Consider the following 20,232-nt stretch of genomic DNA (forward strand, 5'->3'; position numbering starts at 1 on the left):
AGCCCGCTATTATATAGCGGGCTTTTTTACGTCTGCAATTTAACAGCTTCGCTGCAATTTATGGTGTAGAGTTTGTTTTATGGTGTAGAGTTTGTTATTGGCCAAAACAAGACAGCAGTTTGTCGAATATGCCCATGGGAGAGTAGGTCATTTCCACGCGCCTAATTTACTTGAAAGAGTAGTGAAACAGCCCGCTATTACATAGCGGGCTGTTTTTCGTCTGCAATTTAACAGCTTCGCTGCAATTTATGGTGTAGAGTTTGTTATTGGCCACAACATGACAGCAGTTTGTCGAATATGCCCATACGAGAGTAGGTCATTTCCAGGCGCCAAATTTACTCGAAAGAGTAGTGAAACAGCCCGCTATTATATAGCGGGCTTTTTTACGTCTGCAATTTAACAGCTTCGCTGCAATTTATGGTTTAGAGTTTGTTATTGGCAAAACATGACAGCAGTTTGTCGAATATGCCCATGCGTCCCCTTCGGGGATAAAAGAGTAGGTCATTTCCAGGCGCCTAATTTACTCGAAAGAGTAGTAAAACAGCCCGCTATTACATAGTGGGCTTTTTTACGTCTGCGATTTGAGATGTTAATGATATATCTGCTGTTAACGTGCGCTGACTCAGCAAAATATGATCGCAGTGTATCTGAGATTTTGACCAAGTGGCCATTGGTCGCTATAACCACCGATTTTCGCTGAGATAAAGGATTTTGGAACTGGTTTGACTTTCCCCGTGCTCAAGACAGTAAAGCCATCCACTGCGGTGGCTTTATGCTTTGAATATTAGTTGTACTTAACAGTACTCAATCACCTTATGCGTTATTAATTTTTTGTTTTAAGTCGTATGCATCTTCGGTAACAACCCTTTCAAGTACTTCAATGCGTTGGCGTAGGGAGCTTATTTCATCATGCAATGCTTTATTATTAGTTGCTTGTTCTGTTGTCGCACGTACTTGGCGTTCTCTAAGTTTCATTATACTAACAATAAAGCTGCCTAAAATAGCCAAGATTGGGATCAGTAATGCCATTGTTGCTGGGTTCATAAAATGTCCTTATTTGTTTTTATTCGTTGCCCATTATTGTGACAACTTAGGCCAAAATTACCAGTAACAAAAGTCATCACTGTGGAATTAATATCACGGAATTGTTTATCTCATTAATTTAACTCTATATGAGTTACTGATTCTAATGAGTATTTATAAGTAATCGCTATTAATAAGTGATTTATTTACTTGAAGCACTTGATATCATACAGGCGGTCCATATATCTAACTCTGTAGCAGGAATGATTAACGAAATGCTCGATAGAGGTTTCAGTAAACTTGCTAGCACAGTGCCGTAAGGGCTGTGAAAACTGTCCGCCACTGACATAGACAGTGGTTATTTTTTACATATTGCTTTAGACAAGGGTATGAACATGCGTAATTTTAATCTTTCTCCAGATTTAACTCCTCTTTACCGAAGTGCGATTGGCTTTGACCGTTTAGCACAACTTGCTGAACACGCTGCAGCGAATAATGCCAACTGTGGTTATCCTCCTTATAATATTGAGCTTTTAGGTGAAAATAGTTACCGAATTACCATGGCCGTTGCAGGTTTTTCGATGCCAGAATTAGATATCATGAGTGAAGGCGAAAAACTGATAGTAAAAGGCAATAAGACAGCCAAAAGTGATGATCGCAAATATTTGCATCAAGGTATCGCTGAGCGAGGCTTTGAGCGCAGCTTCCAATTAGCTGATCATGTTCGCGTAGTGGGTGCGGAATTAGAACATGGTTTGTTAAATATTGATTTAGTTCGTGAGATTCCAGAAGCAATGAAACCACGTAAAATTGATATTGTTTCAACCAACTCCCTTGGTTAGGCCAATATTGTTAGGCTGATATGATTGGTGGGCTAAGTGTTAACTGCCACTTAACCTACATTGTTAACCTTGTAGTTTATCTCCCCCCCCTATTTAGCGTTTTTGCTTACGCCTAGTTTTTAAACTAGGCTTTTTTGTGCTTAATTTTTATTTAACAGCACCGGACCTGGACCTTGCTCGACTAGAATATCTTCTGGGTTATACAGTGGACAGTGTTTCATCGATAAACAACCGCAGCCGATACAAGCTTCTAATGAGTCTTTCAACTTTTGCATCTTAGCAATCCGCTGAGTTAGCGTCTTTTTCCAGGCATTTGATAAATCGGCCCAATCTTCTTTAGTGGCGGTTCTACCATTAGGGAGACTGGTAAAGGCGAGGTGTATTTCATCTAACGAGATCCCTAATTGCTGCGCAGCTTTGATGAGCGAAATCCGCCTGATAACTTCTCGTGCATAACGGCGTTGATTACCTTGGTTTCGCCAACTGCTGATAAGACCTTTTTGCTCGTAAAAATGAATCGCCGAGATGTTGATCCCGCAGCGTTTTGCAACTTGGCCCACACTTAATTCTGTTTCTACTGACATTAGCACTCCAAATTTTTTATCATTTTGGCAAATCTAATCCTTTACCTCAAGTTAACTTGAGGTATTAAGCTGTGCTGTATCAATAATAAGGAGATAAGTGATGAGATTAGAACATTTAAATTTAGTGGTGCATGACTTAGATGAAACATTAGTATTTTATCAGGCGGCATTTCCCCATTGGCGGGTTCGTGGTGGCGGAGAGTCGATTTGGCATGGCACACCACGGAAATGGCTTCACTTTGGCGATGATTTTCATTATTTATCATTTAATGATTCTGGTACGGGTGAGGTGCGCGACCTTAAAAGCAATGCATTGGGCTTAGCTCATTTTGCTTATGCAGTGGATAACATTGATGCGTTAGTGGCAAGATTAGCACTGGTGGGTTTTGAAGTAGCCATTATGGGTGGACATGACCCTTTTTACAAAAGCCGTTACTTTATTGATCCGAATGGATTTGAAGTAGAATTTGTTGAATACTCAACGGATATACCCAGTGAGCGAAATCAGTACGATAGTGAGTAGCCGATATACTGCACCATTGGGCTTATTAGAGTAAGCCCAATAATTTAGGTTAAAGCCGATTGCAACAAGCTAAAATCCGATATTCTTATTAACAATACGCTGATTAAAGGAAGTGTGATAAGTCACTGTTAACGGCTATCTCAACTTCTTGTTGCTTGCCATGGAATAAGTAAGCTACTTCATCGCCAATCAGTTGCAATGTCTCCCCTCTACGCCACAATGCACTGCCTTCCTGAATAGCTATCACCGGCGTTAATGGGTCTACCATCGTAAACTCTAATAGCCGTTGTGCGCGTGTTTCACCATTGTGCCCCGGCATTTGGTAATTGGTGTAATGCGGATTTAATTGAAACGGAAGAATGCCTAAGGCTGTAAAAGAGGGAGGCTCAGTAATTGGCATATCATTAGTGGTACGAATGCTAGCACCGGTAATGTTTGAACCTGCGCTCCAACCAACATACGGCATGCCATTTTCTACTTGTTCACGGATTAAATGCACCAAGTCATAACGATACAGTTCGTTGAGCAATTGGAATGTATTTCCGCCACCAACCAAAATACCCGCTGCATTTTTAATCGCTTGTTTGGGATCGGAAAATTGATGAATGCTAGTAATGATAATGGGCAGTGGTTCAAGCGCAGTTTGTACTTTAATTAAATAGTCATCGTAACTTACACTGACGCCAGCATAGGGAATAAACAGCCATTGCTGCCCAGGTTGAGTTAATGGGCGGATGAGTTCGAGAGTATGGGTTAAATAAGCTGAATCACCGACACGTGAAGCACTCAACATTAGTGCATTAATGGTCATAAAATGTCCTTTGGTATTTTGTTTTTGATAGTTTATCAAAAATTAATCATTACCGACAATTAGTTGGTTTTTGTCGTTTTTATTCAGTTTGGTTTAATAATATCTGCCTAAAATCTGCTCGCTAGAGATTCAAGAGTATGATTAATCCGCCTATATAAGAAGGATAAATATTTTTTAATATAACTAAGCTTGAATTTTAGATTTATTGACATATTATGTCTTTAGTAACAACTGAAAATCGGCACTTTCGCCATACAGGAGCTTAAATGAAGCGTATATTTTTGTTGATCGCAACCAACTTTGCCATCTTACTGGTTGCCTCAATTGTAATGTCTATTCTTGGTGTTAATACCTCAACGATGGGTGGACTGTTAGTATTTGCTGCCATTTTTGGTTTTGGTGGTGCGTTTATCAGTTTAGCTATTTCAAAATGGATGGCGAAGAAAACCATGGGTTGTGAAGTTATTACTCAACCACGTGACAGTATGGAACGTTGGTTAGTTGAAACGGTTGCACGCCAAGCTGAAAAATCTGGAATTAAGATGCCTGAAGTGGCAATTTACCAGTCACCAGAGATGAACGCATTTGCAACGGGTCCAAGTAAAAATAACGCCTTAGTTGCTGTGAGTTCTGGTTTGCTTTATGGCATGACCCAAGACGAAATTGAAGGCGTTCTCGCTCATGAAGTGAGCCACGTGGCAAACGGTGACATGGTGACCTTAACCTTAATTCAAGGTGTGGTGAATACTTTTGTTATTTTTGCAGCACGTGTCGTTGCTGGCATTATTAATAATTTTGTTTCCAGTAATGACGAAGAAGGTCAAGGCCTAGGTATGTTCGCCTACATGGCTGTAGTATTTGTACTTGATATGCTATTCGGTATTTTGGCATCGATTATCGTAGCTTACTTTTCACGTATTCGTGAGTTTAAGGCTGATGAAGGCGCCGCGCGTTTAGCAGGCAAAAATAAAATGATTGCCGCATTAGAACGTTTACGTCAAGGGCCTGAATCTGGCGCTATGCCAGCACAAATGTCAGCCTTTGGTATCAATGGCAAACGTTCAATGGCTGAGTTATTGATGAGCCATCCGCCATTAGAAAAGCGCATTGCTGCTTTAAAAAATAGCTAGCATTCAGGAGTTTACCGTCGCACTGACGGTAACGAATCCCACAAAGGAGTCTTTTGGCTCCTTTTTTGTTTTTGTGTAATATTATGATTGAATCTGAGTTGTTAATCAGGTAATTATAGTGTCCTTATAGTATTAATCGCTCGAATCGATTGCATTGGTTGTTTAATTACAGCTAATAAGGCCGATTCTGATATAATCTGACTTGGCACTAATGCTAATAAGAATACTCATAATAGTACCCATAAGATTTGGCTTATCAAAGCTTACTCAATAAGCACTATTCAGGAAGGTGGTATGCTGAAAAAAGCTATTTCTCCAGCGCAATTAAGAGAATGGCAGCTAGAAATAAATGATATTTCTGCCGAGTTTCGTCTTACAATCATGTTTTACCATGTCAATTCTGATAACAGTATTGAAGCTATTTGTACAAGTCAAAATATTGATGAAATGACTCAGCGACAACATAACGCTAGCGTGTTACAACATCTTAAAGCAACACCCCCTAATAGCGTAAAAGAAGTAGGCCAACACACTAGTGTTTATCATCAGCTTATTCGTTCACCTCAAGGTCATATCATCGGTGTGATCAGCTTTAGTGCCAATAACATCGAACCGACTCAGGCGACTTTATTTCAACCTTTATCTGCGATGCAAGCGCGCATAGCGGATATGTTAACTAATGCCATTCGCTATTATATAAGCTCCTTAACCGTTGATTTAAATATCACAGAGTCAGTGTCCCCAGGTGTTGATTTACAGTCTTTTATTGATGCTTTTGATGAACATGTTTGGGTTAAGGATGCTAGCGGGCAATATGTTGCCTGTAATAAAAGTGTTGAACGAGCTTGGCGAAAATCTAAAGAACAAATTGTCGGTAAAACTGACGTTGATCTTTTTGACCAACGCACCGCCGAAGAATTTATTGAGGGCGATAAATTAGCCATTAATAACGGCGCAACGGTAGTGGTTTCTGAATGCGAAGAATTCGACATTAATTTTAACAAAGTGTGGCTCGAAACCATCAAGGCTCCGATCCTTAATGCCCAAGGCCATTTGGTCGGTGTCATCGGCATGACTCGTAATATAGCCAAACATAAAGAGGCAGAAGAACAGTTAACGTTAGCTGCAAACGTGTTTCAAAATGCGGTCGAGGGAGTCGTTATAACTGACCGTGATGGTAATATTACTGAAATTAACCAAGCGTTTACTGATATCACCGGTTATAGCCGTGAAGAGGTAATAGGTCAAAACCCTAGAATACTCAGTTCGGGACGTCACCCAAAAAGCTTCTTTGAACGTTTGTGGAATACCTTGCTTGTTCAAGGTAAATGGCATGGTGAAATTTGGAATCGTCGTAAATATGGGGCTATTTTTCCGCAAGCTATTACCATCAGTGCGGTATTTGATAAACAAAATATCATTCAGTATTACGTTGCAGTGTTTGCCGATATTTCAGCACAGAAACAAAATGAAGAAAAACTCAAAAACTTAGCTTATTTTGACCCCCTGACACAATTGCCTAATCGGATGCAATTTATGTCACTGCTAGAGCAAGAGGTTAATCACTCTCACAGGGCCAAAAAACAGTTGGCTATTGTGTTTTTAGATATCGATTTTTTTAAGCACATTAATGACAGTTTAGGTCATGTTATTGGCGATGAAGTTTTAGTTGAATTGGCCAATCGTTTATCTTATGCATTATCTGATTTTGACGCATTAGCACGCTTAAGTGGCGATGAGTTTGTGGTTATGTTGCCTAGCATCACGGGCACTGATTCTGTTACTTCTTCGGTAGACCGTATTCGAAGTGTGTTTGAACAGCCATTTATTCTCGATAATTCCCAATCTGTACGTCTTACTGCCAGTATGGGGGTGGCGATATATCCAAGTGATGGTGATGATCATGACAGCTTATTGCGTAATGCTGATGCAGCAATGCACCGTGCAAAATTAGATGGGCGAAACAATTATGCCTTTTATACTGAGTCAATGACCAAACAGGCTGTGGCGCAATTAAAACTGCAAACAGCATTGCACCAAGCGCTGGTGAATGAAGATTTTTATTTAGTTTATCAGCCGAAGTTGAAACTGTCTGATCTGACACCCAGTGGCTTTGAAGCGCTAATTCGTTGGCATGACCCTGTCTTTGGCAATATTTCTCCGGCAGAGTTTATTCCATTAGCTGAGAAGATTGGCTTGATTTGGGATATTGGTTTATGGGTATTAAAGGCAGCCTGCCTGCAAGGGGTTGAATGGCTAACTCAAGGTAAAATGTTTGAGCGTATTTCAGTTAATGTGGCTAGCTTACAGCTGCAAAGAAATGATTTTGTCGATAAAGTGCGCTCCATTTTATTAGAAACCGGATTACCTGCCAAACATTTGGAATTAGAAGTAACCGAGTCTTGTATGATGATCGATCCCGATGCGATTATTCATGATTTGAAATTATTAGGTGCTATGGGAATTGCCTTGAGCATCGATGACTTTGGTACCGGTTATTCTTCACTCAATTATCTGAAAAAGTTACCGATTGATACGTTGAAAATCGATCAGTCGTTTGTGCGTGATATCCCTCATGATGCTAATAACACCGTCATTGCAAAGGCTGTTATTGCACTTGGGCATGCACTGAATTTGCAGATTATTGCTGAAGGAGTCGAAACCGTCGATCAAGCAGATTTTCTGCGGCTCAATGGCTGTGATTTTGCTCAAGGATATTTGTACAGCAAACCGCAATTGCCACAAGATCTTAACGAGTTTTTACCTATGATCCGTAACAGCATTAACCTGCCCACTGAAATTAACTTAAAGTAAATAAAATAGCAGCTTACACAATATGTAAGCTGCTTTTATATCACCATTACGACTTTTTAGTACTGTATTAAGCGTAAATATCTACGTTCACAGAGGTTGAATTACTGTTAGCCGTTTCGGTGTTATCACCATTATAAATACTGCTCAACGCCTCAAAGAAAATACTGCCGATGTCCTCGTCAGATAAGCCTTCTGTAAGTGGTTTTAATTCATCCAACATAGACTTCAACGACTCTTGTTGCTCGTCGGTCAATGATGACAACATGTCAGTTGTTAATTGCTGTTGATCATCAGACAAGGTCGACACCGCTGTATCTAACCCAGGCGGTACACCGCCTTTTGGTGGTGGCGGACCATCAGGACGCGGAGGTCTTTGGGTGTTCTCGGCCGATGTCATTTGCATCGAATTGTTACCACTAGTCACTTGCATATTTACTCCTTAAGCATTGATTATTAATTATTTTAGGCAAGAATACCCCTTAACCACACGAGTGTTATTTGCGTTGTTTTGGCGGTTGTTTCATATCGTCAGGACCATTGGCGGGTACAGCGACAAGCTCGCCATCGATAATTTGACAGCTTGCTTCAAGGGTGTCGCCACGGGGGGTGTCAAAACTAACCTGATCATTTTCAGCACTGTTAGCACACGCTTCAACAGCTTCTTTAGGTGGTTTTCTATCATGTGGGTTAGCATTAGCACCGACAGATACTAATAACATAAAGCTAAGTAGACCAATACTGATTGGCTTAAGAGTCATGGTGACACTCCTTGGTTAGGTAACTCATGGCAATATAACCTAACAATGTGGAGTAATTGTGCAGAATTGGAGGAGATTTTTATCAGTTATTTATCGCGACTAGTTTGTGCGTATATAGCTGGTTATAATGTCTTTTATGAAAATATCTCAAAAGCTTTTCTTAGCCTTCGTTGGCCTTACCAGTATTGTACTTATCGCCACGTTATCATTAGCGAGGTGGAGTTTTGACCAAGGTTTTTTAGACTACATCAACGGATTAGAACAAGAGCGTTTACAGTATTTATCGAATGAACTATTGGCACTTTATGCGGCTAATCCGGTATCACAAACTGATCCATCAGTAATGACAGAGCAACAATCTACACGAGTGTGGAAGTCTATTAATCAAAAAGCATTAACACAAGCCATTGCGCTTCATGCGCCACGTCCACAAAAATATCGTCCAGACGGCAGCGCAATGCCCCCCCCAAAACCGATTGGTGATAATCCTCCTCTGGGACCGGGATCACAATTAGGTCCTCCTAGACGACGGCCTCCGTTTGCTTCACCACCTTCTGGTCCACCGACAGGGTTATATTCAGCAGCGCAACAATTTATCGTCGGCGCCGACATTGACCATGCGGACGTTCTCATTAGCTTACCGCTAATATTTGATGATCAGGTCGTCGGTTATTTATACAGCAGCCCTATTAGAGACATTGAATCTTCTTCGGCTACGGCATTTTCTCAGCAACAACGCTGGACCAGTATGGGAATTGGTTTATTGTGTTTACTGCTTGCGAGTGCGATTGCTTGGTGGTTATCTCGTTTTCTGCTTATTCCGGTAAAGCAAGTTATGCTGGGCGTGTCATATTTATCTCAGGGTAATTATGATCAACGTTTATCGCCTCAGCGCACCGATGAATTAGGCCAACTAATGGCCAATATTGATCATCTGGCGCTGACATTATCTAAAAATCGTAGTGCCAAAAATCGTTGGTTAGCGGACATTTCGCACGAATTGCGTACCCCTTTGAGTATTTTATGCGGTGAAATTGATGCGATTAAAGCGGGGATCAGAACATTTAATCACATTCAGTTAATCTCACTTGAACAAGAAGTGCTGCGTATGAAGCACTTAGTCGATGATTTGTATGAACTATCTTTATCTGATGTTGGTGGATTACGTTATCATTTCCAGCGGGTGAACGTCAGTGAATCACTACACAGCACGCTTAATAGTATGGCTACCAGCCTACAAGATAAAGGCCTAACGCTACAAAGTAAGCTCCAGCCTGAGGTGTATTTATCTGCCGATATGCTTCGTCTTGAACAGCTATTTATTAATTTATTAATGAATTCTATGGCTTACACAGACAGTCCAGGGGTAATTGATGTGCGATTATCACAACAAAATAAAACGATGAGATTAACTATTAATGACACCAAGCCCAGTGCCAGCATTGAAGAGTGTGAACACCTGTTTGAGCCATTATATCGCCAAGACAGTGCCCGCACACGCCGTGGTAGTGGTGCAGGTCTTGGTTTAACCATCTGTAAGAATATTGTCGAAGCGCATGATGGCACCATTAAGGCCATCCCATCACCACAGGGTGGACTTTGTATTGAAGTACTATTACCTATGCACAGGGAATCATTATGAGTGGACATGTTCATCAACAACCATTAACCATATTAGTGGTGGAGGACGAGCCTAAAATAGCGCAGATTTTAGTTGACTTTTTAGCCCTTGAAGGTTTTAACACCTTGGTACAACACGATGGTCGTGAAGTGATTGAAACGGTTAAGTCTCAACAAATTGACTTTATGATTTTAGATCTGATGTTGCCCTATAAAGACGGTTTAACCATTTGCCGTGAGTTGAGGCAATTTTCAATGCTGCCAGTATTAATGTTAACGGCGCGGGTAGATGAAATTGACCGCTTAATGGGCTTAGATATTGGAGCAGACGATTATGTGTGTAAACCATTTTCGGCTAGGGAAGTCGTCGCTCGGGTCAAAACGATTTTAAGACGAGTTGAAAATACCCATGGCAGTCAAAGTGAACAGATTATTCGTTATAAATATCTGCAGATCAACATCGAACGTTTTAAATGTCAGGTCGACCAACAAGAGATTGAATTAACACCGGTTGAATTTAGATTACTGCACACTTTGCTAAAAAGACCCGGTGTAGTGCACTCTCGCGACAGCCTAATGCAAGTTTGCTATGTTGACGATCGTATTGTCAGCTCGCGTACCATAGATAGTCATGTCAAAAATCTACGACATAAGTTGGCCCAAGCTAGTCAACAAAAAGAACTATTACATTCAATTTATGGGGTAGGCTATAAGGTGGAATGAGCTGGTAAATAATACCAGCGCATGTGGCTGGCTCGAGGCATGCAGAGCGTGTGGTAAGTCCGTTTGGCTATGATGAATATAGCTTGTTAGCTGCTCACCTTATTGATAAACGGCCTGGTATTGTCGACATAAAACGCCCTCAATCTGCCCCGTTTTTTCGAACATCTCTATCCGCCATGCCCATAGCGGTGGGCTTTGACAAGCAACAGTGGTATGCCTTCACTTATGACGCTTAGTTTACTGGTTCTATTTATGTTGGTCCGTTAAGAGCTATCATCACTTGGTACTATCTGTGCGCTACAACGCCTTATTCATCAGTTATCTCGGTTTAGCAAATGCTTAACTGAGATCATTAACGCTCCACTTTCCGCTTCTTCGGTAGTCATCTGGTTATTAAATATTATTGAGTCGACTTACTTTTATTTATTATATCTACAAGGATATTTGCTCGCTCATCGCTTCGCTTTTGTTTGACATGGCATTGAAATAATTCGCGGTATCAATGTGGTATCAATGCGGTCTCATTTTGATCTCATTTGGGTCTCATTTTGACATCGAACACACTGACGAGACATTGATTTAGACGATCGGCAGTAGAGCATCGGTATTTAACTATCGGTATTAGCGCAATTGGTTGTAGACTAAGAGTTGATAGTCGGACCAAGGTGGATCAGGTAAGATAGTGCTTCCACTGGCATGTGCTATTTGGAATACATTTATACTGAGGTGGACTGTTTTTCTGCCTAGGAGCATTAATGCAACTGTTTGTAAAAGATTTAACTGTTATTGATTTTTCTTATCTTTGCCCCATTCGCGGCATGGTAGGTGAAAGCTGGATTGTCGATGTGCTATTAGATGGCGGCTTAGATGAGCAAAATATGGTGCTCGACTTTGCCAAAGTCAAGCGTACCATCAAAAACACCATCGATGATGTTGCCGATCATCGTTTGTTAATCCCTACTGCTTGCAGCGAAGTGCGCTGGCAGCAAAAGGGCGACCGAGTATGGATGGACTTTAGCAGCCAAAAAGGTGATATCCACCTGGCGTGTCCATCACAAGCTTTTGCACTGATCCCAACCGAAGTTATCGACTATGAAAGTGTTAATGACTTTTTGAAAAAAGCCTTACGTGAAGTGTTGCCTGAAAATGTCCAAGGTATCAGCCTGACATTACGCCACGAAGCACTTGATACACCGTTTTATCATTACAGTCATGGTCTACGTAAACATGACGGTAATTGTCAGCGTATTGCTCATGGTCATCGGAGCCCGGTAACGGTATTTGAAAATGGCATCGCGACACCTAAATGGGACCACTATTGGGCTGAACGTTGGCAAGATATTTACCTTGGCACCGAAGAAGACTTAGTGTCTATCAAAACACTTCATTTGTCTAAGCAAACGAAAGTCAGCGACGAAACGCATTTTGGTTTTCACTATGTTGCCCCTCAAGGTGATTTTCAATTAGCGATACCTAAGCATTGTTGTGACTTAATTCCCCATGACACCACCGTCGAGTTATTGGCTGAATACATGGCTAAAACATTGTCGAGTAAAGAGCCCGAAAGTCATTTTAAAGTCATCGCTTTCGAAGGTATTGGCAAAGGAGCCATTGCAGTAAGAGGTTAATCAAGTATTATTAATGGGCTGCCATACGGTAGCCCTTTTTTTATGTTTTTTGTCGCAATTAACAAGGAATACATTTCGATTATGTTATTAAAAAAGACACTTTTACAATCGATTTCAACGGCCGCAATGCTGGTGATCAGTCTATGCGGACTCAGTACTAACGCTGCAGCGGTGACGTTTCAAGGTCAGTTTGAACAAGGTGCACTAGTGCGTGGCGCCGTGCCAGCAGGCAGTAAAATTTTACTTAATGGCCAACCGGTAAAAATCACCCCAAATGGTCAATTTGCCATTGGGTTTGATAGAGACGCGAAAGCAGAGCAAGTGTTTAAAGTCATTTACCCAGACGGATTAACCGAAATTAAACCGCTAAAAATTGCCGCGAGGCAGTACAAAATTGATCGGGTCACTGGCATTAGCCAAAAAATAATGAAACCCGATCCTGTCGCCCAAAAAAGGGCGGCTAAAGATGCCAAACAGACTCGCGCCGCCAGAGGCTTATTCAGTCAGCAACAGGCATTTATGCAGCCCTTTATTTGGCCAGTTACGGGCAGAATTTCAGGCGTTTATGGCAGCCAACGGGTATATAACGACGTTCCCGGTAACCCACATTTTGGTGTTGATGTTGCACGTCCAACAGGCACGGTCGTCGTCGCGCCAGCAGACGGCGTTATTACCTTAGCCGAGCCTGATATGTTCTATTCTGGTGGCACTGTGATTATCGATCACGGTTATGGGATTAATTCAACATTTTTGCACTTAAGTAAATTGTATTTAACCGTCGGTGACAAAGTTGTGCAGGGCGATAAAGTTGCTGAAATTGGTGCAACCGGTCGCGTTACAGGTCCGCATTTAGATTGGCGCTTAAATTGGTTCCAAATGCGCCTAGATCCAGTGTCAATAGTGCCGTCAATGGCCAGTGTGTTGGCAGCGGAGAAAGCGGCAAAATAGTTTTTAGCTTATATTTTATCGTTCCGGTAATGCGATTAAGTTGGAAGAGTTTGTTTATGTTTACATTTTTTGAACTATAGCGGGCGCGATTTTCGGTTTAAATGAACCACTCTGGTGATATTTTAATGTTACCTCGAGTTAACGACATAGATAGCACGAGTCAATCGTTACATTATAAAGCACAAAGGGTCTTGGCATGATCAAACGAGTTGGCAATACCAACATTGAACTGAAACACAAAGCGATATGTCATTGTGGTGCGGTTGAACTTGAACTCACTTTACCAAACGGCATCGAAAACCCGAGACGCTGTGATTGTTCAATTTGTCGTAGAAAAGGTGCCATTGTTGCTTCGGTTAAACTCGATGGAATTCGAGTGGTAAAAGGCCAAGATGTGCTTAAGCTATATCAATTTAATACCAACACCGCGAAACACTTCTTCTGTTCTCACTGTGGTATCTATACTCATCATCAACGACGCTCAAACCCGAGCGAATATGGCTTTAACATTGGCTGTTTAGACGGCGTCAATCCATTTGATTTAGGTAACGTGGTCACCGGCGATGGTGTCAATCACCCAATCGATCGGACTGCTTAACAACAAGTAAAATTTGACTAACAGTAATCGTGGGTGTCACATTCATTTGTTCGCATGAGACGTTTTCCCAGCCAATAGCTGCCGACGTACAAAGCTCAGTCAAGTCAGGGTGCCGATCGCAATGTCATGCATATAGTAAGAACACAAAGAGACTGAGCCACTAGGTCGCTGGTGTTGTCAGAAGAGTGAAATGGGACGGTTAAGGTTTATGGTCAATATAATGAGAATAAGACTACAACTGAAGATGTTTAAGCATGGATCTACATTGAGGTTATCGGGATTATTTCGATTACAGTTGACCAGGTCATACGGCTCAATCTTATTAGCAATGTTGCTAATTTATGTGCTGGAATAATCAAAGGCTATCGCAATGAATGATGAAAGCAGCTATGTTGTTGATTATAAGAATGGGTGGCTTAGTTTCGTTCTATAGTTTAGTTGTTAGTTTCGCTGTTATGTTTATTAGCTAGTTATGGAGAATATATTATGAGTAAACCAATACGTGCTTCAGATACCCCCTATGCAGTCGAGGTAGAAGCGGGTAAAAATTATTTTTGGTGTTCATGTGGGGAAAGCAAAAAACAGCCTTTTTGTGATGGTTCTCATAAAGGTTCTGAATTTACACCAGTAAAATTTACTGCCAAAGAGTCTGATAAAGTGTTCTTTTGTGGCTGTAAATCAACAAGAACTCAGCCAATGTGTGATGGCAGCCATAAACAAACATAACATCAACTGGAACATCAACAGGAAAATCACTCGCGGGGCGGGGCCAAAACGCGGGAGTTTTCCAGTGATATTAACATTAAATCTGCGCGGACATTTCAGCACTTGCGGCAGTGGCAATTAAGCGATTATCCATATGTGGCGTTGTTGCGCTGTTAATTTAAGACGACATTAACGGTTGGCTATCTGTTTTAGCATGTCTAATGCAACGGCTTCGGCAATACTGATGCCGTCGATACCCGCCGATAAAATGCCGCCTGCATAACCGGCACCTTCACCTGCAGGGTACAAACCTTTGGTATTAAGACTTTGATAATCTGCGCCACGTTTAATTTGCACTGGTGAAGAGGTACGCGTTTCAACGCCCGTTAACATGGCATCTTTACTGTCAAAACCTCGAATTTTCTTACCGAATGCGGGAATGGCTTCGCGGATCGCATCGATGGCGAATTGGGGTAATGCATCGCTTAAATCAGTCATTTTTACATTGGGTTTATAAGATGGCTCAACATTTTCAAACGGTTTACCCACCCCCGCGGCTAAAAAGTCGCCTACCATTTGCGCAGGTGCATCATAATTACTGCCGCCCATAACATAGGCATTGCGTTCCAATTTACGTTGCAGCGCGATCCCTTGCAGTGGATCGTTATCAAAATCACTTGGGTCTATCCCCACCACAATGGCACTGTTAGCATTACGTTCACTTCGCGAATATTGGCTCATACCGTTAGTGACTACCGCATGCTCTTCTGACGTTGCCGCCACAACCACACCACCAGGGCACATACAAAAGCTGTACACACTGCGACCACTTTTACAATGATGGACCAACTTGTAATCTGCAGCACCTAACATTGGGTGGCCCGCGTTACTGCCAAAGCGGTCTTTATCTATCATGTCTTGTTTGTGTTCAATACGAAAACCAATCGAAAATGACTGCGCCTGCATATACACGCCTTTATCATGCAACATTTGGAATGTATCACGGGCACTGTGGCCAATCGCAGCAATGACATGTGTAGAATGCAGGACTTCGCCATTTCTAAGTGTGACACCCGTCACCTGACGATCGCTAATATTGATTTCATCGACACGGGTTTCAAAGCGAACTTCACCGCCTAATCGGATGATCTCACTACGCATTTTCTCCACCATAGTCACCAGTTTAAAGGTACCAATGTGTGGTTTGCTGACATAAATGATTTCAGCCGGTGCGCCCGCGGCAACAAATTCTTGTTTTACTTTTAAGCCTTTAAAACCAGGGTCTTTGACTTGACTGTATAACTTACCATCAGAGAATGTGCCCGCACCACCTTCACCAAATTGCACATTGGATTCGGTGTTTAGCTCACTGGTACGCCAAAAACGGAAGGTATCTTTAGCGCGTTCGTGCACTGATTTACCGCGCTCTAAAATAATGGGCTTAAAACCCATTTGCGCCAATATAAGTCCGACAAACAAGCCACATGGTCCCATACCTATCACCAATGGGCGCTCCGTTAACCCTTCTGGAGCACAAGCAACATACTTATAATCGGTATCTGGTGAAACACGGATGTTGTGATCATCAACAAGCGACGCCAATAACGCCACTTCGTCTACATTGGTTAATGTCACATCCAATGTATAAATTAACCAAATTAAATTCTTTTTACGGGCATCGTAGCCACGTTTAAACACATGTATGTCAACCAGCTGCTCCGCGGAGATAGATAGCTTTTGCAATACCACATCTTGCAGCGCATCTTCATTATGGTCGAGAGGCAATTGTACTTGGTTTAAACGGATCATGATTTACCTAAAAAAGAGACTTAAAAAACAGCGCATAGTTTACGTGATTTAGCTCTAAAATGAAATTATCTATCGATGTCATATGCCATTCAGGCTGCGATTGGCGAAAGCTCATCATCGCTACTGGACAGGTTAAAGGGTGTTTTTAACATTTATTGCGCCGATTGGTTAATTAAGCGACCATTTTTAGGCCTTTATTTTCGTCACTATCAGGATGTCGTTTAACTGCCCCAATCGTTGTCCTGTCATTAACAACATGCTATATGGCTAGATTATATTTATGTCTTGGGTAAGCCCTGTCAAGAAAAGGGATTTCACGCCTGTTGTGTATTATTGAACTAAACTTAGGTAAACCGACAACCATTGGCCAAAAGGGCTTATGATGATCATTACCCGATGAATAGTGAGCCCCCCAAAGCACCTTTGGGCATTTTCCCTAGTTCCTGGAGTGAGCTGCGGGCTGGTCGAATCCCCGGTAATATTCCGATATGGGTGGGGATCCTATCTGAACTCACTGAATTTGGTATTTTTTTCGTCGCTTATTTTATTGCCAAATACCATTACCCAGAAGCTTTTTCTCAAGGCCCCCAAAGTGTAAGTACCCTCGCGGGGGTAACAAACACATTGATATTACTTTCAAGCAGTTACTTCATTGCAAAAGCCATGATCAATATTCGGTTAGACAATCGAGCCAAGTGTGAAGTCTATCTGTGGCTCACTCTGGCTTGTGGTTGCTTGTACCTATTGGTGAAATCCGGCGAATTCTATTGGAATCATCAGCAGGGTTTTCGAACCAGTAGCAGTGAGTTTTTTACTGTTTATTACTATATGACTTTTAATCATTTCCTCCATGTGGGTTGGGCTGCATGCGCGGTTTTATGGGTGATTTTTCGTGTGCGTAGAGGAGCCTATTCAGCGAAACAACATTCAGGTCTAGAAGCATTAGCCATGTACTGGCACATGATTGATTTGATGTGGATCCTTATTTTTCCACTCTTGTATGTTCTAAGGTAGGCCATGATGAAATCTTTTGGAAAAATGGAGTATTGCTGGTGGGCGTTGATTGGAATAACGCTATTTAATACGTTTTTGGGTGAAAAATTTAACTCTTCAGCGCTGGTTAGCATCTTGGTTGCATTGACCGTGATGTGTAAGGGATTAATGATCATCGATCATTTTATGGAATTGCGTCATGCCCATCGATACTTGCGATTATTGATGCGAGCTTATCTTATTTTCTTCCCATCCTTGATTATGGTGACGACTTTATTATGAATCAACTTTGTTATTAACCAACAGCGATGGGAGTTTTTCAGCCAAAATGTTAATAAATGCTATATTTAAATAGCTTTCTTTTCGAGTAGTGTCGAATACTAGGGACCCATATGACCTTATCAACTACCACTGCAATTGCTATTAATGAACAGATATTTTATCAGCAGCAAGACAACGAAATACAACTGTTCGAGTACGCGTTTTCTCATCAACTGCCATTGTTAATTAAAGGGCCTACGGGCTGTGGTAAAACGCGCTTTGTGGCTTATATGGCGGAGAAACTAGGCAGACCTTTATACACTGTGGCATGTCATGATGACTTAACTGCCGCGGATTTAGTGGGACGTCATTTGATTGGTCCAAAGGGTACCTATTGGCAAGACGGACCGTTAACGAGGGCGGTGAGAGAAGGCGGTATTTGTTATCTCGATGAAATCGTCGAGGCACGTAAAGATACCACAGTGGTATTGCACCCACTTGCCGATGATCGTCGCATATTACCGATCGAACGAACCGGAGAAGAACTCGCTGCAGCACAAGGTTTTATGTTGGTGGTGTCCTATAACCCTGGTTATCAAAATATTCTTAAAGGAATGAAGGCGAGTACTCGGCAGCGCTTTGTCGCATTGCGGCTTGGCTATCCAAATCCTCAGCTCGAGATCCAAATACTGATGACGGAATGTCAAATAGATCAAGATTTAGCGGGTAAGTTGATTGAATTGGCCGGGTCACTGCGCAGACTGGACTGTGACTTAGATGAAGTGGCTTCTACGCGCTTATTAATTTATGCGGCGCGAATGATATCCAGTGGTATGTCGCCACTGGCCGCGTGTCGCAGTTGCCTTGCGGAGCCATTGTCTGATGATCTCAGTACCGTTGAAGCGCTCATGGATGTCGCTCGACTGTATTTTGATTGTTAATGCCCTTGCAGATGAAAAGTCATAATATGGTCAATACCGGATCCAATCAGGTACCAACCGGTGATGTCGCGGGTGTGACATCAAGCCCGCGGCCACATTTGCCGGGTGATTTGGCAATGTGGTTTTTCATTTTGGCAGAGCTAACGGTATTCGCTATTTTTATTATTGGTTTTGCAGTAACACGGCAGCTGTATCCCGATATGTTTCAACAGGGACAAACCTACCTGCATCCCGTCGCCGGTGGGATTAACACCATTGCGCTAATTTCCAGTAGTTGTTTGGTCGCCCTCAGCTTAAATGCGGTAAAGCATTCACGCCAAGATTATGCTGCGGCGCTATTGGGCGGTGCGTTACTCACGGCGGGAGTCTATTTAGCGGTGAAGTCATGGGAGTATAACGAGCTGATCCAACAAGGATTTGGTTTGTCGACCAATACCTATTTTACCTTGTATTTTTTTATCACAGCATTCCACTTTATGCACGTCATTCTCGGAATGATTATCTTGGGCTCCATGGCATACAAAACAACAAGAGGAGCCTATCAGGGTAAGAGCCTTTCGGGTTTTGAGTCAGGAGCTTGCTATTGGCATATGGTAGACCTCGTGTGGATCATTATTTTCCCGCTGTTGTACGTCATTAATTAATCATAACTAATCATAACTAGGCTAATGTGAGGCTGCAAAATATGAACAATCATCAAGGTCTCATTCTTCGGGTATATCTCTATCTGATTATCCTGACTGCCGCTTCTGCTTATGTGGGCAGTGTTGCGCTGGGCGCAAGTAATGCCTGGTTGCAAGGTGTAGAAGATATTGTGTTAGCTAGCATTCTGCTGGTGACCTTGATAAAGGGACTACTGATTGTTGATGTCTATATGGAATTGAAACCGGCGCCAGCATTGTGGCGCAACTTATTACGGGCTTATGTTACCTTGCTCCCGATAGGTATTGGATTGATTTACTATTTATTTTGAGTGCCCAGTGGTTCACTCTTGAATCTCATATTAATATAATTAACCATATGATTAATGAGTTTTTAATAAGTTATTTAATAATATTTGCATTACTTATTGATGTCTTTTCGCCATAACATGAACAACTAAACTTGTTTGTAGCCCATTTTATTACCCGCCCACGCCCGCACTAACATCCATACCGCAATCAAAATAAAGAAGGCATGCACAGAGATAAAATAGGTAATCACAAATACCCAAGTCATGCCCGAATTGAAGCCTCCAAATAAAATCATCAGTGCACTTACCAGTATTAATGCCGTTGCAGCGGCTAAATTAAGCTTGATGGCAAAATTGAGGTGATAAGCGGAAAACGAGTCGGAAGCAAATTGATTGATTTTGCTAAGCAGCACGATAAACGATAGCAGGGGTAAAAAGGTGAGATTGAGCAGAGACCACAAGGCGATTGCAGACGCTTGTTTTATTTGTTTTTGATCGTATTTATTTAGTTTCATGTTTACATACCTGCCTGCGGTTATCTGGGTAAATAAATGATCATCAGTAAGCAA

At 41.8% G+C, this 20,232-nt stretch carries 22 protein-coding genes; 15 read left to right on the forward strand and 7 right to left on the reverse strand.

Going from position 1 to position 20,232, the window contains the following annotated elements; genetic code table 11:
* Positions 1-813: 813 nt before the first annotated feature.
* On the reverse strand, positions 814-1,044 hold the full coding sequence (locus AAEZ02_RS09170; protein WP_101032051.1) for a hypothetical protein: 231 nt from the start codon (positions 1,042-1,044) through the stop codon (positions 814-816).
* 374 nt (positions 1,045-1,418) lie between these two features.
* Between AAEZ02_RS09170 and AAEZ02_RS09175 the strand changes: the two genes are divergently transcribed.
* Positions 1,419-1,865 carry an Hsp20 family protein gene (locus AAEZ02_RS09175; protein WP_124011744.1) on the forward strand — a complete coding sequence of 149 codons (447 nt, stop codon included), beginning with the start codon at positions 1,419-1,421 and terminating at the stop codon, positions 1,863-1,865.
* A gap of 140 nt (positions 1,866-2,005) precedes the next feature.
* Here the strand turns inward: AAEZ02_RS09175 and soxR are convergent, their stop codons facing one another.
* A complete protein-coding gene (gene soxR, locus AAEZ02_RS09180) occupies positions 2,006-2,449 on the reverse strand; it encodes a redox-sensitive transcriptional activator SoxR (RefSeq protein WP_101032049.1) in 444 nt (147 codons plus the stop codon).
* Positions 2,450-2,546: 97 nt separating this feature from the next.
* Here soxR and AAEZ02_RS09185 point away from each other — a divergent pair, with 97 nt between their 5' ends.
* Positions 2,547-2,972, forward strand: a complete 426-nt coding sequence (locus tag AAEZ02_RS09185; RefSeq protein ID WP_164839497.1) for a VOC family protein — start codon at positions 2,547-2,549, stop codon at positions 2,970-2,972.
* A gap of 103 nt (positions 2,973-3,075) precedes the next feature.
* Here the strand turns inward: AAEZ02_RS09185 and pepE are convergent, their stop codons facing one another.
* The gene (gene pepE / locus AAEZ02_RS09190; RefSeq protein ID WP_351122812.1) at positions 3,076-3,783 is read right to left on the reverse strand and encodes a dipeptidase PepE; all 708 of its coding nucleotides are present in this window, start codon (positions 3,781-3,783) and stop codon (positions 3,076-3,078) included.
* A gap of 266 nt (positions 3,784-4,049) precedes the next feature.
* On the opposite strand from pepE, the gene htpX reads away from it, so the two are divergent.
* On the forward strand, positions 4,050-4,913 hold the full coding sequence (gene htpX / locus AAEZ02_RS09195; RefSeq protein ID WP_101032046.1) for a protease HtpX: 864 nt from the start codon (positions 4,050-4,052) through the stop codon (positions 4,911-4,913).
* A gap of 294 nt (positions 4,914-5,207) precedes the next feature.
* The gene (locus AAEZ02_RS09200) at positions 5,208-7,727 is read left to right on the forward strand and encodes a sensor domain-containing protein (protein WP_124011742.1); all 2,520 of its coding nucleotides are present in this window, start codon (positions 5,208-5,210) and stop codon (positions 7,725-7,727) included.
* Positions 7,728-7,794: 67 nt separating this feature from the next.
* On the opposite strand, the gene AAEZ02_RS09205 is transcribed toward AAEZ02_RS09200, so the two are convergent.
* Positions 7,795-8,157, reverse strand: coding sequence for a hypothetical protein (locus AAEZ02_RS09205; RefSeq protein WP_233768546.1), 363 nt, complete (start codon positions 8,155-8,157; stop codon positions 7,795-7,797).
* A gap of 64 nt (positions 8,158-8,221) precedes the next feature.
* On the reverse strand, positions 8,222-8,485 hold the full coding sequence (locus AAEZ02_RS09210; RefSeq protein WP_101032043.1) for a hypothetical protein: 264 nt from the start codon (positions 8,483-8,485) through the stop codon (positions 8,222-8,224).
* Between the two features lie 136 nt (positions 8,486-8,621).
* Between AAEZ02_RS09210 and AAEZ02_RS09215 the strand changes: the two genes are divergently transcribed.
* From AAEZ02_RS09215 to AAEZ02_RS09240, 6 genes are all read left to right on the forward strand, one after another.
* Complete coding sequence (locus tag AAEZ02_RS09215) at positions 8,622-10,127, forward strand: ATP-binding protein (RefSeq protein WP_164839496.1); 1,506 nt, start codon at positions 8,622-8,624, stop codon at positions 10,125-10,127.
* Entirely contained in the window at positions 10,124-10,828 is a 705-nt protein-coding gene (locus tag AAEZ02_RS09220) for a response regulator (protein WP_124011740.1), read from the forward strand. Before AAEZ02_RS09215 ends, AAEZ02_RS09220 begins: the two co-directional genes overlap by 4 nt.
* Positions 10,829-11,583: 755 nt before the next feature.
* On the forward strand, positions 11,584-12,456 hold the full coding sequence (locus AAEZ02_RS09225) for a 6-carboxytetrahydropterin synthase (RefSeq protein ID WP_124011739.1): 873 nt from the start codon (positions 11,584-11,586) through the stop codon (positions 12,454-12,456).
* A gap of 126 nt (positions 12,457-12,582) precedes the next feature.
* A complete protein-coding gene (locus AAEZ02_RS09230) occupies positions 12,583-13,404 on the forward strand; it encodes a M23 family metallopeptidase (protein WP_351122828.1) in 822 nt (273 codons plus the stop codon).
* A gap of 196 nt (positions 13,405-13,600) precedes the next feature.
* A complete protein-coding gene (locus AAEZ02_RS09235) occupies positions 13,601-14,002 on the forward strand; it encodes a GFA family protein (protein WP_124011737.1) in 402 nt (133 codons plus the stop codon).
* A gap of 486 nt (positions 14,003-14,488) precedes the next feature.
* Complete coding sequence (locus tag AAEZ02_RS09240; RefSeq protein WP_124011736.1) at positions 14,489-14,728, forward strand: CDGSH iron-sulfur domain-containing protein; 240 nt, start codon at positions 14,489-14,491, stop codon at positions 14,726-14,728.
* Positions 14,729-14,896: 168 nt separating this feature from the next.
* Here AAEZ02_RS09240 and AAEZ02_RS09245 read toward each other — a convergent pair whose 3' ends face one another.
* Entirely contained in the window at positions 14,897-16,516 is a 1,620-nt protein-coding gene (locus AAEZ02_RS09245; protein WP_101032035.1) for an NAD(P)/FAD-dependent oxidoreductase, read from the reverse strand.
* A gap of 396 nt (positions 16,517-16,912) precedes the next feature.
* Here AAEZ02_RS09245 and AAEZ02_RS09250 point away from each other — a divergent pair, with 396 nt between their 5' ends.
* The 5 genes from AAEZ02_RS09250 (at position 16,913) to AAEZ02_RS09270 (ending at position 19,684) form a co-directional block, all read left to right on the forward strand.
* Positions 16,913-17,530, forward strand: coding sequence for a cytochrome c oxidase subunit 3 family protein (locus tag AAEZ02_RS09250; RefSeq protein ID WP_124011735.1), 618 nt, complete (start codon positions 16,913-16,915; stop codon positions 17,528-17,530).
* Positions 17,531-17,533: 3 nt separating this feature from the next.
* Entirely contained in the window at positions 17,534-17,791 is a 258-nt protein-coding gene (locus AAEZ02_RS09255; RefSeq protein WP_233768545.1) for a cytochrome C oxidase subunit IV family protein, read from the forward strand.
* Between the two features lie 110 nt (positions 17,792-17,901).
* Entirely contained in the window at positions 17,902-18,711 is an 810-nt protein-coding gene (locus tag AAEZ02_RS09260; protein ID WP_101032032.1) for a CbbQ/NirQ/NorQ/GpvN family protein, read from the forward strand.
* 11 nt (positions 18,712-18,722) lie between these two features.
* Positions 18,723-19,355, forward strand: coding sequence for a cytochrome c oxidase subunit 3 family protein (locus tag AAEZ02_RS09265; RefSeq protein ID WP_351122820.1), 633 nt, complete (start codon positions 18,723-18,725; stop codon positions 19,353-19,355).
* A gap of 41 nt (positions 19,356-19,396) precedes the next feature.
* Positions 19,397-19,684, forward strand: a complete 288-nt coding sequence (locus AAEZ02_RS09270; protein ID WP_101032031.1) for a cytochrome C oxidase subunit IV family protein — start codon at positions 19,397-19,399, stop codon at positions 19,682-19,684.
* Between the two features lie 125 nt (positions 19,685-19,809).
* Here the strand turns inward: AAEZ02_RS09270 and AAEZ02_RS09275 are convergent, their stop codons facing one another.
* Positions 19,810-20,178, reverse strand: a complete 369-nt coding sequence (locus AAEZ02_RS09275) for a hypothetical protein (RefSeq protein ID WP_101032030.1) — start codon at positions 20,176-20,178, stop codon at positions 19,810-19,812.
* Positions 20,179-20,232 lie beyond the last annotated feature (54 nt).

This window comes from Shewanella sp. T24-MNA-CIBAN-0130, from assembly GCF_040310185.1.
In the GTDB taxonomy this organism is placed as follows: Bacteria; Pseudomonadota; Gammaproteobacteria; order Enterobacterales; family Shewanellaceae; genus Shewanella; species Shewanella psychromarinicola.